Source organism: Piscinibacter gummiphilus, from assembly GCF_032681285.1.
GTDB lineage: Bacteria > Pseudomonadota > Gammaproteobacteria > Burkholderiales > Burkholderiaceae_C > Rhizobacter > Rhizobacter gummiphilus_A.
This window is the reverse complement of record NZ_CP136336.1, coordinates 1,635,375-1,650,127: the sequence shown is the minus strand read 5'-3', so window position 1 is coordinate 1,650,127 and position 14,753 is coordinate 1,635,375. Positions and strand designations below refer to the sequence as shown.

Sequence of the window (14,753 nt, the reverse complement as noted above, 5' to 3'; positions counted from 1 at the left end):
ATGCTTCGCCTGGAACTTCTCAAGCTCAGCAAGAGCTACCCCGCCGTCAAGGCCAACGATCAGGTGAGCCTGCGCGTGAAGCCGGGCGAGATCCACGCCGTGCTGGGGGAAAACGGTGCGGGCAAGTCCACGCTGATGAAGATGATCTACGGCGCGGTGCGGCCCGACGAAGGCGAGATCCGCTGGAACGGTGAGCCGGTGCAGGTGCGCACGCCGGCCGAAGCGCGGGCGCTGGGCATCAGCATGGTGTTCCAGCACTTCAGCCTCTTCGACACGCTCACGGCGGCAGAGAACGTGTGGCTCGGTCTCGACAAGTCGCTCACGCTGGCCGAGGTCACCGAGCGCATCACGAAGGTCTCGAAAGACTACGGCCTCGACGTGGAGCCGCTGCGCCCCGTGCACACGCTCTCGGTCGGCGAACGCCAGCGCGTCGAGATCGTGCGGGCGCTGATGACGCACCCGAAGCTGCTGATCCTCGACGAGCCGACCTCGGTGCTCACGCCCCAGGCGGTCGAGACGCTCTTCGTCACCCTGCGCAAGCTCGCGAGCGAAGGCTGCAGCATCCTCTACATCAGCCACAAGCTCGACGAGATCCGCGCGCTGTGCCACCACTGCACGGTGCTGCGCGCGGGCCGGGTCACCGGCGAGGTCGACCCGACGCAGGAGACCAACGCCAGCCTTTCGCGCCTCATGATCGGTGCCGAGCCGCCGCAACTCAAGCACGAGCCGCGCACGCCTGGCGAGGTGGTGCTCGCGGTGCGCGAGCTCACGCTGCCCAAGCTCGACCAGTTCGGCATGAGCCTGCACGGCATCGGCTTCGAGGTGCGCGCTGGCGAGATCGTCGGCATCGCCGGCGTCTCGGGCAACGGGCAGCAGGAGCTGATGGCCGCGCTCTCCGGCGAAGACACACGCGCCGCCGCCGCGAGCATCCAGCTCTTCGGCCAGCCCATCGCGCACAAGCCCCCGCAGGTGCGCCGCGCGGCGGGCCTGCACTTCGTGCCGGAAGAACGCCTCGGCCGCGGCGCCGTGCCCACGCTCTCGCTCGCGCAGAACACGCTGCTCACGCGCACCGAGGCGGTGGGGCGCGGCGGCTGGCTGCGCACGGGGCAGGTGCGGGCGCTGGCGCAGTCGCTCATCCAGCGTTTCAACGTCAAGGCCGGCGGGCCCGATGCGGCGGCCAAGAGTCTCTCAGGCGGCAACCTGCAGAAGTTCCTCGTCGGCCGCGAGATCGATGCGAAGCCGAAGCTCCTCATCGTCTCGCAACCCACCTGGGGCGTGGACGTGGGCGCCGCCGCGCAGATCCGCGGTGAGCTGCTCACGCTGCGCGACGCCGGCTGCGCGCTGCTCGTGGTGAGCGAGGAGCTCGACGAGCTCTTCGAGATCAGCGACCGGCTGCTCGTCATCGCCCAGGGCCGCATGTCACCCTCCATCGCCACGCGCGACGCCACCATTCCCCAGATCGGCGCCTGGATGTCGGGCCTCTGGACGAAAGAGCCCACCGAAGAGAGCGCCCATGCTGAAGCTTGAGACCCGGCCCGAGCCGAGCCGGATGATGTCGGTGCTGTCGCCGCTCTTGGCGCTGGCCATCACGGTGCTCATCGGCGTCGTGCTCTTCGCCCTGCTGGGCAAGGACCCGCTGCGCGGCCTTCAGGCCTTCTTCGTGGAGCCGGTCAAGAGCGTCTACGCGCTCACCGAACTCGCGATGAAGGCCACGCCGCTGCTGCTGATCGCGCTCGGCCTCGCGGTGTGTTTCCGCTCCAACGTGTGGAACATCGGCGCCGAGGGCCAGTTCATCTTCGGTGCGATCTTCGCGAGCGGCGTGGCCATGATGGCCGGCAAGGACACGAGCCGCTTGATCGTCGTCGCCATCCTGCTGGCCGGCGTGCTGGGCGGCATGCTGTGGGCCGGCATCGTGGCCTTCTTGCGCGACAAGGCGAATGCGAGCGAGATCCTCGTGAGCCTGATGCTCGTCTACGTGGCCGACATGGTGCTGAGCTACCTCGTCTACGGGCCCTGGAAAGACCCGAACGGCTACAACTTCCCGCAGACGATCAACTTCCTCGCGGTCACGCAGATCCCGAAGCTCGCCACCGGGTTTCGCGTGAACATCGGCTTGCTCATCGCACTCGCCTGCGTGGCCCTCTTCTGGCTCTTCCTCTTCCGCAGCTACGCGGGCTACCAGCTGCAGGTGGGCGGTCTCGCCCCAGCCGCCGCTCGCTACGCCGGCTTCTCGTCGCGCAAGGCGCTGTGGACGGCTCTGCTGCTCTCGGGCGGCATGGCGGGGCTGGCCGGTGCGCTCGAAGCGGCGGGCCCGCTCGGGCAGCTCACGCCGCACGTGCCGGCGGGCTACGGTTTCGCGGCCATCATCGTGGCCTTCGTCGGGCGGCTGCACCCGGTGGGCATCGTGTTCTCGGCCATCCTCATGAGCATGTTCTACATCGGCGGTGAGCTCGCGCAGTCGCGCCTGGGGTTGCCCAAATCACTGACGGGTGTATTCCAGGGGCTGCTGCTCTTCACGCTGCTGGCCTGCGACACGCTCATCCACTACCGCGTGCGCTGGGTTGCGCGCCACGCCACTGCGCGAGCCGCCTGATGGATGCCTTCGCCCTGCTCATCGCCGCCACGCTCAACGCGGGCACCGTGATCGCCTTCGCCGCGCTCGGCCTGCTCATCAACGAGCGCTCGGGCATCGTCAACCTCGGGGCCGAGGGCATGATGCTCGTGGCCGCCATCGCCGGCTTCGCCGCGGCGGTGCACACAGGCAGCCCGTGGGTGGGCCTGGGGGCCGGCGCACTCGCCGGGGCGCTGCTGGCGGCGGTGTTCGGCCTGCTCGTGATCTGGCTCAACACCAACCAATACGCCACGGGCCTCGCGCTCAGCCTCTTCGGCACCGGCTTCTCGGCCTTCATCGGCATCCGCTACACACAGGAGCGGCTGCCCGAGCGGCCGCCGCTGCACATCCCGGTGCTGGGCGACATCCCGTTCATCGGGCCGGCCCTCTTCCGCCAGCATGCGATGGTCTACATCGCCATCGCGCTCACGATCGCCCTCGCCTGGTTTCTCTACCGCTCGCGCGCAGGGCTCGTGCTGCGGGCCGTGGGCGAGTCGCCCGAGTCGGCGCATGCCCTCGGCTACCCGGTGCGGCGCATCCGCCTGCTGGCGGTGATGGTGGGCGGTGCACTCTGCGGCATCTCGGGCGCCTACATCTCGACCGTCTACACGCCCCTCTGGGTCGAGGGCATGGTGGCCGGCAAGGGCTGGATCGCGCTCGCGCTCACCACCTTCGCCACCTGGCGCCCGGCACGGGTATTGCTCGGTGCCTACCTGTTCGGCGGTGTGACGATGCTGCAATTTCACCTGCAAGGCGAAGGCGTGCAGATCTCGAGCCAGTTGCTGACCATGCTGCCCTACCTTGCCACCATCGTCGTGCTGGTGCTGATCTCGCGCAACGCCACCTGGATCCGCGTGAACATGCCGGCCTCGCTGGGCAAGCCGTTCTTTCCTGGGAGTTGATAATCCGAGGTGCTGTTGCACCCACCTCATTGCGTGCGCCACAAGCGCCGACCTTTCATCTGGAGATGACATGACACGACTCTCGAAACGTGCCCTGCTGAAGATCGCAGGCTGGAGCACCCTCGCAGGCGCCGCGGCGCTGGTGGGTTGCAGCAAGAAGGAAGAGGCTGCTCCCGCACCGGCCGCTTCCGCCCCGGTGGCCGCCTCGGCCCCGGCCAAGCCGGCCCCGCTGAAGATCGCCTTCGCCTACATCGGCCCGGTGGGCGACGGCGGCTGGACCTTCGCGCACGACAACGGCCGCAAGGCCATCGAGAAGGAATTCGGCGACCGGGTGCAGACGAGCTTCGTCGAAAACGTGCCCGAGGCCGCCGACGCCGAGCGTGTGTTCCGCGACATGATCGGCCAGGGCAACAAGCTCATCTTCGGCACCACCTTCGGCTACATGGACTCCATGCTCAAGGTGGCCCCCGAAGCGAAGGACGTGAAGTTCGAGCACGCCACCGGCTTCAAGACGGCCGAGAACATGCGGACCTACGACAGCCGCACCTACGAAGGCGCCTACATGGCCGGCATCATCGCGGGCGCGATGACCAAGACCAACACGCTCGGCGTGGTGGGCTCGGTGCCCATCCCCGAGGTGATCCGCAACATCAACAGCTTCACGCTCGGTGCGCAGTCGGTGAACCCGAAGATCAAGACCAAGGTGGTCTGGGTCAACAAGTGGTTCGACCCGCCGAAGGAAACCGAGGCCGCGCAATCGCTGCTCAACGGCGGTGCTGACGTGCTGTTCCAGAACACCGACTCGTCCGCCGTGCTCAAGACGGCCGGCAAGGCCGGCAAGTACGCCTTCGGCTGGGACAGCGACATGTCGTCGTACTCGCCTGAAGCGCACCTGGCCTCGTCGATCATCAACTGGGCCCCGTACTACATCAAGGCCACCAAGGATGCGCTCGAAGGCACCTGGGCGACCGGCGCGGTGTGGTGGGGTGTGAAGGAAGGCGCGATCGACATCGTGTCGATCTCCGACAAGGTGCCCGCCGAGATCAAGACCAAGGTCGAGACGGTGAAGTCCGGCTTGAAAGACGGCAGCTTTGCGATCTGGAAGGGCCCGATCCTCGGCCAGGACGGCAAGGAAGTGGTCAAGAAAGACGAGACCGCCGACGACAAGTTCCTGAGCGGCGTGAACTTCTATGTGAAGGGCGTCGAAGGCAAGGTGCCCGGCGCGAAGTAAGCGCACGGCCCAAGCCATGACGAAGGCCGCCACCGTGCGGCCTTCTTCGCTCAAGATGAACGAATCGACCCTCTGGCACCCCGTGGCGGCGAGCGCTTCGATCGTGGCCGACGTGCCGCTGCCCGTGCGCCTGCTCTCGCAGGACTTCGCGCTATGGCGCGATGCGAGCGGCACGGCCCGGGCCTTCCCCGACCGTTGCCCGCACCGCGGCACGCGCCTGTCGCTGGGGCGTGTGCTGCACGGCGAGGCGGGCTCGCGGCTCGAGTGCCCGTATCACGGCTGGCAGTTCGACGCCACCGGCCAGTGCCGCCACATCCCGGCGCTGCCTGCGTTCACGCCACCGGCTACCCACGCGGTGTGCACGCACGAGATCCAGGAGCGGCACGGCCTCGTCTGGCTGCGCCTGCAAGCCGCCGACACCACGCTTCCGGCCTTCGACGCCGAAGTCGACCCGCGTCTGCGCAAGCTGCTCTGCGGCCCGTATGAGGTGCAGTCCAGCGCACCGCGCATCGTCGAGAACTTCCTCGATCTCGCGCACTTCGGCTTCGTGCACGACGGCTGGCTCGGCGACCGCGGCCACGCCACGCTCGCCGACTACCGCATCGAGGCCACGCCGCAGGGCTTCATCGCCCACGGCTGCACCGCGTGGCAGCCGCAGAGCAACCGGCTGTCGACACAAGGCAGCGAGGTCGAATACCGCTACGAACTCACCGGCCCCTACAGCGCGCAGCTCACCAAGGTGCCGCAGGCCCAGGCCGGCTATCAAGACGTGATCGGCCTCTTCGTGTGCCCGGTCGACCCCGAGCGCAGCCGCGTGTGGTTCCGCCTCGCGGTGACCGATTTCGATTCGGACGACGCGCAGCTGCGGGCGTTTCAAGACACCATCTTCCAGCAGGACCAGCCCGTGCTCGAATCGCAAAGCCCCAAGCGCCTGCCGCTGTCTCTTGGCCCTGGACACGGTGGCGAAGTGCATTGCGCTGCCGACCGCAGTTCCGCCGCCTACCGCCGCTTCCTCACCGACCGCGGCATCACCTTTGGAGTGTGCTGATGACCACCGCGACACCTGACTTCAGCAAGATCCCGCGCGAGCGCCTGCCCGAGCTGCTGCGCACGATGCCCAAGACCGAGCTGCACCTGCACATCGAAGGCTCGCTCGAGCCCGAGCTCATCTTCCAGCTCGCGCAACGCAATGGCGTGAAGCTCGCCTACCCGAGCGTCGAGGCGCTGCGAAAGGCCTATGCCTTCACCGATCTGCAGAGCTTCCTTGACATCTACTACGCCGGGGCGAGCGTGCTGCTGAAGGAAGAAGACTTCTTCGACATGGCCATGGCCTACTTCCGCCGCGCCAAGGCCGACAACGTCGTGCACGCCGAACTCTTCTTCGACCCGCAGACCCACACCGAGCGCGGCGTGAGTTTCGAGACCGTCGTCAAGGGCCTCACGCGCGCCTGCGAGACGGCGAAGCGCGAACTCGGCGTGAGCTCGCTGCTCATCATGTGTTTCCTGCGCCACCTGAGCGAAGAGGCTGCGTTCGCGACGCTCGAAGACGCCCTGCCCTGGCGTTCGCATTTCGTCGGCGTTGGCCTCGACAGCGGCGAGCGGGGCAACCCGCCCGAGAAGTTCGCCCGCGTCTATGCCAAGTGCCGCGAGCTGGGCCTGCGCCTCGTCGCCCATGCGGGCGAGGAAGGCCCGGCCGAGTACATCTGGAACGCGCTCGACGTGCTCAAGGTCGAGCGCATCGACCACGGCGTGCGCTGCGTCGAAGACCCGAAGCTCGTGCAGCGCCTCGCGGCCGAGCAGGTGCCGCTGACCGTGTGCCCGCTCTCGAATGTGAAACTGTGTGTGTTCAAGACGCTGGACCAGCACAACCTCGCGAGCCTGCTCGACGCCGGACTGTGCGTCACCGTCAACTCCGACGACCCGGCGTATTTCGGCGGTTACATCAACCAGAACTTTCTCGAGACTTTCGACTCACTGCCTGCGCTGGGTGCGCGGGAGGCCTACCAACTCGCGCTCAACAGCATCGACGCCAGCTTTGCGCCAGCGGTCGACAAACAGGCCTGGCGGCAGCAGCTCGCCGGGGTTTTCTCCTAGAGGGCGCCAGTGAAGAAGGCGGCGCCGTCCTACAGACGGCTGTCATCGGGCGGCCCTAACCTTCGCCACCATGTTCGAACACATCCGCGCAGACTTGCGCAATTACCGAGGCCGCTGGTGGGAGCAGGGCTTCTGGGTCATGCTCGTCTACCGCTTCGGGCGCTGGCGCTATGGCATCAAGCCGGCCTTGATCCGCAAGCCGCTGTCGCTGCTCTACAAGATCGCCTACAAGTTCGTGCAGATCCTCACCGGCATCGACCTGCCGTGTGAAGTGGAGGTCGGCCGCAACTTCGTCATCGACCACTTCGGCGGCATCATCGTCAGCGGCTACGCGAAGTTCGGCGACAACTGCCGTCTGCGCCACGACGTGTGCGTGGGCCTGCGCCACACCGACGAGCCGGTGGCGCCGGTGATCGGCAACAACGTGGACATCGGCGCCGGGGCCAAGATCCTCGGGCCCATCACCATCGGCGACAACGTGCTGATCGGCGCCAACGCGGTGGTCATCACCGACGTGCCGTCGAACTCCATCGCGGTCGGCGTGCCGGCCAAGATCCAGCCGCGCGTACCGCGCGAGCAGGAGGGCGAACTGGCCAAGCGCCGCGCCGCCGCACGCGCCGCGGCCGAAGCCAAGGTGCGGCCGCTGGCCGCCGTGGCCCGCAGCTCGCTCGGAGCCGACACCCCGCCCGTCTGACCCCTCACCGCCCGGCGCCTGCCGGGCTGCGCGACCGTAGCCCCGGGAGGGTCTGCGACAATCCGCGCCTCGAACCGCCTGCGTGCCCCCGCAGGCGTTGTCGCTTTCATCCGGGGCCATGTAGAGGAACACCATGCTTCAAAACCTCGCCCGCGGCCTCATGGCCGCGATGCTCGCTGCCATTGCAGCCACCACCGCCACCGCACAGACGACCGCGCCCAAGGCGCCCGCCCCGCTGAAGGTCGGCTTTGTCTACGTGAGCCCGATCGGCGACGCCGGCTGGACCTACCAGCACAACCTCGGCCGCCTCGCGATGGAAAAGGCGCTTGGCGCACAGGTGAGCACCACCGCCGTCGAAGCCGTGGCCGAAGGCGCCGACTCCGAGCGCGTGATGCGCGACCTCGTGGCCCAAGGCCACAAGCTCATCTTCGCCACGAGCTTCGGCTACCTCGAGCCGGCCCTGCGCGTGGCCGCCGATCACCCCGATGTGGTGTTCGAACACGCCGGCGGCTTCAAGACCGCGAAGAACCTCAACACCTACAACGCACGCTTCTACGAAGCTCGCTACCTGGCCGGGCTGCTGGCCGGCAAGACGAGCAAGAGCGGCATCGCGGGCTACGTGGCCGGCTTTCCCGTGCCCGAGGTCGTGCAGGGCATCAACGCCTTCGCGCTGGGCATGCGCGCGGTCAACCCCAAGGCACAGGTCAAGGTGGTGTGGCTCAACACCTGGTTCGATCCGCCGCGCGAGCGCGAAGCCGCCACTTCGCTCATCAACCAGGGCGCCGACGTGCTGACCAACCACAGCGGCTCGCCCGCCGTGCCGCAGACCGCCCAGGCGCACTTCGCGAGCAAGGGTGTGCGCGTGATCGCCTACCAGAGCGACATGAGCCGCCACGCCCCCGATGCACAGCTCACCGCGATCACCCACCAGTGGGGCGCGTACTACACGCGCGTGGCCGAGGCCGTGCGCAAAGGCACGTGGCAGGCCACCCCGGTGTGGGGCGGCATGAAGGACGGCTTCATCGCCTTCGCGCCTTTCTCGCCTTCGATCCCGGCCGACGTGGTCGCCCTGGTGAAGGCACGCGAGGCCGACATCGTGAAAGGCAAGCTCCACCCCTTCGCCGGGCGCCTCGTCGACAGCGCCGGCGCCGTGCGGCAGGAGCGCGGCGTGCTCGACGATGCCTCGCTCGCCAAGATGAACTGGTTTGTCGACGGGGTGACGGGCAACCTGCCCAAGCCCTGAGGCCCGAGGCCCGCGGCTCAGGCCGAAAGCTTGAAGAAGCCCACCATCTCGGCCATGCGCGCGGCCTGATGGCGCAGGCTCTCCGCAGCCGCCGCGCTCTCTTCGACGAGCGCAGCATTCTGCTGCGTCACCTGGTCGAGCTGGTTCACGGCATCACCCACCTGGCCGATGCCGCTCGTCTGCTCGTAGGTGGCGCGCGAGATCTGCTCGATGAACCGGCTCACGTGGTTGATCTGGCCGACGATCGCGCTCATCGACTGGCCCGCCTCGTGGACCTGGCGTGAGCCTGCCTCGACCTTCTCGACGCTGTCGCCGATCAGCGTCTTGATTTCCTTCGCGGCGTTGGCCGAGCGTTGCGCCAGCGAGCGCACTTCGCTGGCCACGACGGCGAAGCCCCGGCCCTGCTCGCCCGCGCGGGCAGCCTCCACGGCCGCGTTCAAGGCCAGGATGTTGGTCTGGAATGCGATCCCGTCGATGACGCCGATGATGTCGGCGATCCGCTTCGACGCGCCGGAGATGTCCTGCATCGTCGCCACCACCTGGTCCACAGCCCGGCCCCCTTGAGTGGCCGCGGCGGAGGCTTCGCTGGCCAGCTGGTTCGCCTGCTGCGCGGTCTCGGCCGTGTTCTTGACGGTGCCGGTGAGCTGCTCCATCGATGCCGCCGTCTGCTGCAGGTTGCTCGCCTGCTCTTCGGTCCGCTGGCTCAGGTCGGCGTTGCCAGCGGCGATCTCTGAGGAGCCGGTCGCGATGGAGTCCGAGGCGCTGCGCACCTGGCCCACGATGTGCGAGAGGCTCCCCTGCATGGCCGCGAGCGAGGCCAGCACGCTGCCGGCGGGCGCACGCTCGGCGTGGGCGATGGGGCTGAGGTCTCCGCTGGTCACGCGCTGCGCGATCAAGCCCAGCGCGCCGGGCTCGGCGCCCAGCGAGCGTGTGAGGCTGCGGGTGATCCACACACCGGCCAGCGCTGCGGCGAGGAAGGCCAGCACGCACCCGAGGACGAGCAGGTTGCGCTGACGCGCGTACTGCGCCGCACCTTCGGTGACCAGCTGCTGCGCCTGCGCCCGGGTGTAGTTGTCGAAGTCGCTCGTGGCCTTGAGCAACGCAGCCAACAAGGGCCGGCACTCCTCGTTCATCTTCGCGATGGCCTGCTCATTCTTCTGGCTCAACGCGAGCTCGACGATGGCCAATGCCACCGGGCCATAGGCGCGTTCGACGCGCGCGATCTCTGCGATCAGGCTGGCGGCCCGTGCGGACGCGTCGGTGTCGCCCGACGAGAGTTGGGTGAGCTGCGTGAGGCCCGTCTGCACCTCCTCGTGCGCGCGGGCCACCTCGGCCTTTTCTTCGGCCAGCTCGCTCGGGCTCTTCACCAGCACCAGATTGCGCGCCGCGATGGCACGCCGGTCGACCGCGCCGCGCACCTGGGCCACCAGGTTGGCGCGTGCATTGATGCCTTCCACATAGCGCGCGAAGCGCTGGTTCGAGTCTCCGAGCGCGTGGAGTGACAGCCAGGAGACCAGCAGGACGATGGCCGCCAATCCGCCGAAGGCCATGCCGAGCCGGGTGCGCACGGTCAGGTCGTTGATGTTCATGAGTCGCTCGTTGCTTGTTGAAGGATTGCAGCGACGATAACTCATCAGAACTGATTTACATATGCGTCATAACTTATCCTGCGTGACTTGTTTCACTCTGTCTACTTCGATATATTTCGTTTTCCCCACTCGCCAAAACCCATCAGAACTGACATATCCTCTGTCTAAATCGGTAGACCAACTGCAGCTTTTGAAGCCACAACTCCACCCGCGCAGCCCGTCGTTCGCCTGGATTGGCCAGAGGCGGGACCCGCCTCGTTCCCTGGCGGAAAAGATCGTGCGTTTCCAAGACAGTGACGACTTCCTGCTCTCCGCAAACGCATACGACTTCGACCTGTACGTCGTCGAACTGGCGCAGCAGGGCGTGCGAGGCATCGACCTCGTGCGGCTCATCCGCCGGCGCAGCGTCGCCGGCATCGTGGCGCTGGGCGGCGAAGAAGGGTCAGAGTTCGTGCAGGCGCTGGAGTCTGGAGCCGACATGGTGCTGAAGGCGGATGCGCCGGCCGATCACCTGTCGGCCGGTGTGGCCGCCGTGTGGCGTCGGCTGCAGTCGACGGCAGCGGGAGCACCTGGCGCCGCTCCAAATCCCTGGACCTTGCTGGAATCGCGCGGCGTGCTTCAGGCCCCCGATGGCACCGAGATCACCCTCAGCGAGAGCGATCTCGCGATCGTGCGCTGCTTTGCAGACGCGGAGGGTGCCAAAGTCGAGCGCCGCACCTTGATCGAGCGCCTCTGGGGCCCCGATGCGGCGCCTGCCTCCACCGAGAACGCCCTGCATGCCACCCTGTACCGCTTGCGAAAGCGCATCGAGCAGGCCGGCCAGGCATTCGTGCCCGTGCACGCCGTGGCGCGGGTGGGCTACGAGTTTCGAGCGCCGCTCGTGCGAGGCTCGTAGAGCCCGGGTGCCTTGCGAGCAGGCCCTAGAGGGGCGCCGTCTCGAACATCAGCCTCATCAGGCGCTGCGCGCGCTCCGGAGGCACTTCGGCCGACGAGAGCAGTTGCTCGATGAGGTCGTCGGCCCCCGGCGCCTCGGCGAATGCCATGCTCCAGGCCCCGAAGCGGCGCTGGCTCAGATCGCCTTCGGCGAGACGCTTCACGGCCGTATGCCGCCGGTCGGCGCCGATGATGGCCATCGTGTCGGCCACGGCTGCTGGCGTGCCCTCCAGCAGCTGTGCGAAGTGGCCTCCGGTGAACAGCAGTGAACCCGTGACGCCTCGGTGGCTGTTTTGCTCGCGCGCACACCGAAGGATCCTGTCGACCTCGATCGGCGTCGCCAGCGAGCGGCTGACGTAGAAAACGTGCGAAAGGCTGAGCGGGTCGGAGGTGTGCATGGGTCGGGCTCAGCCGGATCGCTGCGCAGTGCCGCAAGCGTAGCGGATCACGCGCGTCGCCGGCAGGTCGAACTACCCTGCCAAACCGCGCCATTTCCGCGTGTGGGTACACCCGCCACCCGCAGCCGCAAGCCCTGAGACACTCGCGGGATGTCCCAGCACCCCATCACCCCGCGCGTTGCCTTCTATCTCACCTTGCCGCCCCTGCTGTGGGCCGGCAACGCCGTCGTCGGCCGGGCGCTCGTGGGCACCGTGCCGCCAATGGCGTTGAGTGCGATGCGCTGGGCGATCGCCCTCGTGCTGCTGCTGCCCTTCGCCACGCGGCTGTGGCGGCGGCCGCAAGACATCCGCGAACGCTGGCCCTACCTCGCGCTCATCGGTGTGCTCGGCGTGGGCACCTACAACTCGCTGCAGTACCTGGCGCTGCAGACCTCCACGCCGATCAACGTCACGCTGATCCTGTCGAGCATGCCGCTGTGGATGCTGCTCTTCGGCATCCTCTTTTACCGCGAGCACCCCACACGCCCGCAGATCGTCGGCGCCGTTTTGTCACTCGCGGGTGTGGCCCTTGTGATCTCGCGCGGTGACCTGAAGGTGCTGCTCGACCTGCATCTGTTGCCCGGCGACTTGCTGATGCTCGTGGCCATCGCGCTCTGGGCCTGGTACAGCTGGCTGCTGGCGCGCCCACCCGCCCACATGCGCGGCGAGGCACGGCCCGACTGGGGCTGGGCCGAGTTGCTCGTGGTGCAGATGATCTTCGGTACGGCGTGGGCGGCGGGCGCCGCGGGAGTCGAAGCCGTGGTGAGCCCGGCGCAGATCCACTGGTCGCCGATGGTCGTTCTGGCGCTGGCGTATGTGGCCATCGGGCCGTCGCTGCTCGCCTATCGCTTCTGGGGGGAAGGCGTGTCGACCGTCGGGCCGGCAATTGCGGCGTTCTTCAGCAACCTCACGCCGGTGTTTGCGGCCCTGATGTCGGCACTGTGGCTGGGCGAAGCGCCGCGCTGGTATCACGTGGCGGCGTTCGTGCTGATCGGTGCGGGGATCGTGGTGAATTCGCGGCGATCTTCGGTCTGAGCGAGCACGCGGAGCTGGGGTGTCGCACTCCGCTCATGTCCCCCGCAAAAGGTCGCTCCCGCGATCTTTTGCTCCTCCTTTACTTCGCTCCATGCGACACCCCAGCTCCGCGCGCCGGCACGGCCGGTGACATGCCGCATGCCACCACCGGTTCGAGCATCGGCCACGGGGTGAGGGGCGCAGTGAAGTAAAGGAATGAATTGATGAACGCGGGAGCGTTCATCAACAAGGGACATGAACGGAGCCCCTCACCCCGTGGCCGATGCGTCGCTCCGAACCCGCCGACGGTCAGAACGTCCCCGGGTAAGCGCCCCCATCCATCAGGATGTTCTGCCCCGTGATGAATCCCCCATGCACGCTGCAGAGGAAGGCGCACATCGCACCAAACTCTTCCGGCGTGCCGAAGCGTCCAGACGGGTTCTGCTTGCGGCGCTGATCGGCGATCGCGTCGATGCTCACGCCACCGGCCTTTGCAGCCCCGGCCATCGTCACACGCAGGCGGTCGGTGTCGAAGGGGCCCGGCAGGAGGCCGTTGATGGTCACCCCTTTCGCCACCGTCTTGCGCGCGAGGCCCGCCGTGAAGCCCGTCAAGCCCGAGCGAGCGCCATTCGACAAACCGAGGATGTCGATCGGCGCCTTCACCGCCGCCGAGGTGATGTTGACGATGCGGCCGAAGCCGCGCGACATCATCGGGTCGACCACCGCCTTCATCAGCTCGATGGGCGTGAGCATGTTGGCGTCGAGCGCCTTGATCCAGGCGTCGCGGTCCCAGTCGCGGAAGTCGCCGGGCGGCGGGCCGCCTGCGTTGTTGACGAGGATGTCGACCTGCGGGCAGGCGGCGAGCGCTGCGGCGCGGCCTTCAGGCGTGGTGATGTCGCCGGCGACCGCGCGCACCTCGCCGCCCTTCAGCGCCCGCAGCTCGGCCGCCGTGGCCTCCAGCGCCTCGGCCCCGCGCGCGGTGATGACGACGTTCACGCCCTCCTTCACCAGCGCCTGCGCGCAACCCTTGCCCAGGCCCTTGCTGGCCGCACACACCAGCGCCCACTTGCCTTCAATACCGAGATCCATGTGACTACCTCCATTTGGCGAGCAACCAGATGCCCGCAAGAACCAGAACCGTACCGGCCGCGATCCAGGCGGTGAACGGCTCACCCAGGATCACCACACCCATCAGGATCGTCGACAACGGCCCGAACATGCCCACCTGCGTGGCCATCGATGCACCGATGCGCTCGATGGCCAGCATCACCAGCAGCACCGGGCAGAAGGTGCAGGCCACCGCGTTGAGCACGCTGAGCCAGATCACCTCGGGCGCCACCGCCATCGCGCTCACCGGCCGCAGGATGAAGAACTGCGCGATGCACAGCACGCAAGCGATCGAGGTCGCGAGGCCGGTGAGGCGCAGCGCGCCCAGGCGCTTGACCTCCTCGCCGCTGTAGACGAGGTAGAGCGCATAACTCACCATGCTGCCGAAGACGAGCGCGGCGCCCAGCGCCACGTTGCTGCCCAAGAGCGTGACCTCATGCCCGAAGACGAGCAGCACGCCGCAGTAGCTCACCGCCAGCGAGATGAGCTGCCGCCGCGTCACCTTCTGCTTGAAGAGCACCACGCCGAGAAAGAGCACCAGCGTCGGGTTGAGGTACAGGATGAGCCGCTCCAGGCTCGCGGTGATGTACTGCAGGCCGGCGAAGTCGAGAAAGCTTGCGAGGTAGTAGCCGCTGAAGCCCAGGCCCGTGACGGCCAGCCAGTCGCGCCGCGTGAGCGCCGCCTTGCCGCGCCCCGACCACCACGACAGCAGCAGGAACATCGGCAGCGCGAACAGCATGCGGTACATGATGAGCGTGACCGCATCCACCCCGTAGCGGTACGCGAGCTTGACGATGATGGCCTTGCCCGAGAACGCGATGGCGCCGAGTGCGGCGAAGACGAAACCCGGCCACAGGGCCTTGTGCGGCGCAGCCGCCGCAAGCGAGCCCGAGGTCAT

At 67.7% G+C, this 14,753-nt stretch carries 14 protein-coding genes; 10 read left to right on the top strand and 4 right to left on the bottom strand.

Annotation, left to right across the window (positions count from 1 at the left end):
- The 8 genes from RXV79_RS07895 (at window position 1) to RXV79_RS07860 (ending at window position 8,775) form a co-directional block, all read left to right on the top strand.
- Window positions 1–1,527 carry an ABC transporter ATP-binding protein gene (locus RXV79_RS07895; RefSeq protein ID WP_316702864.1) on the top strand — a complete coding sequence of 509 codons (1,527 nt, stop codon included), beginning with the start codon at window positions 1–3 and terminating at the stop codon, window positions 1,525–1,527.
- Window positions 1,514–2,593, top strand: coding sequence for an ABC transporter permease (locus tag RXV79_RS07890; protein ID WP_316702863.1), 1,080 nt, complete (start codon window positions 1,514–1,516; stop codon window positions 2,591–2,593). The genes RXV79_RS07895 and RXV79_RS07890 overlap by 14 nt, the downstream gene beginning before the upstream one ends.
- On the top strand, window positions 2,593–3,513 hold the full coding sequence (locus RXV79_RS07885; RefSeq protein ID WP_316702862.1) for an ABC transporter permease: 921 nt from the start codon (window positions 2,593–2,595) through the stop codon (window positions 3,511–3,513). The genes RXV79_RS07890 and RXV79_RS07885 overlap by 1 nt, the downstream gene beginning before the upstream one ends.
- Window positions 3,514–3,583: 70 nt before the next feature.
- Window positions 3,584–4,744, top strand: coding sequence for a BMP family ABC transporter substrate-binding protein (locus RXV79_RS07880; RefSeq protein ID WP_316702861.1), 1,161 nt, complete (start codon window positions 3,584–3,586; stop codon window positions 4,742–4,744).
- A gap of 55 nt (window positions 4,745–4,799) precedes the next feature.
- Window positions 4,800–5,792, top strand: coding sequence for an aromatic ring-hydroxylating dioxygenase subunit alpha (locus tag RXV79_RS07875; RefSeq protein WP_316704017.1), 993 nt, complete (start codon window positions 4,800–4,802; stop codon window positions 5,790–5,792).
- Window positions 5,792–6,838, top strand: coding sequence for an adenosine deaminase (locus RXV79_RS07870; RefSeq protein WP_316702860.1), 1,047 nt, complete (start codon window positions 5,792–5,794; stop codon window positions 6,836–6,838). The genes RXV79_RS07875 and RXV79_RS07870 overlap by 1 nt, the downstream gene beginning before the upstream one ends.
- A gap of 70 nt (window positions 6,839–6,908) precedes the next feature.
- Window positions 6,909–7,532, top strand: a complete 624-nt coding sequence (locus RXV79_RS07865; protein ID WP_316702859.1) for a serine O-acetyltransferase — start codon at window positions 6,909–6,911, stop codon at window positions 7,530–7,532.
- A 133-nt stretch (window positions 7,533–7,665) separates the two neighbouring features.
- Complete coding sequence (locus RXV79_RS07860) at window positions 7,666–8,775, top strand: BMP family ABC transporter substrate-binding protein (protein ID WP_316702858.1); 1,110 nt, start codon at window positions 7,666–7,668, stop codon at window positions 8,773–8,775.
- A gap of 17 nt (window positions 8,776–8,792) precedes the next feature.
- Here the strand turns inward: RXV79_RS07860 and RXV79_RS07855 are convergent, their stop codons facing one another.
- Window positions 8,793–10,364, bottom strand: coding sequence for a methyl-accepting chemotaxis protein (locus RXV79_RS07855; protein ID WP_316702855.1), 1,572 nt, complete (start codon window positions 10,362–10,364; stop codon window positions 8,793–8,795).
- 277 nt (window positions 10,365–10,641) lie between these two features.
- Here RXV79_RS07855 and RXV79_RS07850 point away from each other — a divergent pair, with 277 nt between their 5' ends.
- Window positions 10,642–11,259, top strand: a complete 618-nt coding sequence (locus tag RXV79_RS07850; RefSeq protein ID WP_316702853.1) for a winged helix-turn-helix domain-containing protein — start codon at window positions 10,642–10,644, stop codon at window positions 11,257–11,259.
- A gap of 25 nt (window positions 11,260–11,284) precedes the next feature.
- Here RXV79_RS07850 and RXV79_RS07845 read toward each other — a convergent pair whose 3' ends face one another.
- Entirely contained in the window at window positions 11,285–11,695 is a 411-nt protein-coding gene (locus RXV79_RS07845) for a BLUF domain-containing protein (protein ID WP_316702851.1), read from the bottom strand.
- 150 nt (window positions 11,696–11,845) lie between these two features.
- Between RXV79_RS07845 and RXV79_RS07840 the strand changes: the two genes are divergently transcribed.
- Window positions 11,846–12,769: a DMT family transporter gene (locus tag RXV79_RS07840; RefSeq protein ID WP_316702849.1), complete on the top strand. Its 924-nt coding sequence runs from the start codon at window positions 11,846–11,848 to the stop codon at window positions 12,767–12,769.
- Window positions 12,770–13,057: 288 nt separating this feature from the next.
- Here the strand turns inward: RXV79_RS07840 and RXV79_RS07835 are convergent, their stop codons facing one another.
- Together RXV79_RS07835 and RXV79_RS07830 are read right to left on the bottom strand one after the other, a co-directional pair.
- On the bottom strand, window positions 13,058–13,837 hold the full coding sequence (locus tag RXV79_RS07835; RefSeq protein ID WP_316702847.1) for an SDR family oxidoreductase: 780 nt from the start codon (window positions 13,835–13,837) through the stop codon (window positions 13,058–13,060).
- A 4-nt stretch (window positions 13,838–13,841) separates the two neighbouring features.
- Window positions 13,842–14,753: a DMT family transporter gene (locus tag RXV79_RS07830; protein WP_316702846.1), complete on the bottom strand. Its 912-nt coding sequence runs from the start codon at window positions 14,751–14,753 to the stop codon at window positions 13,842–13,844.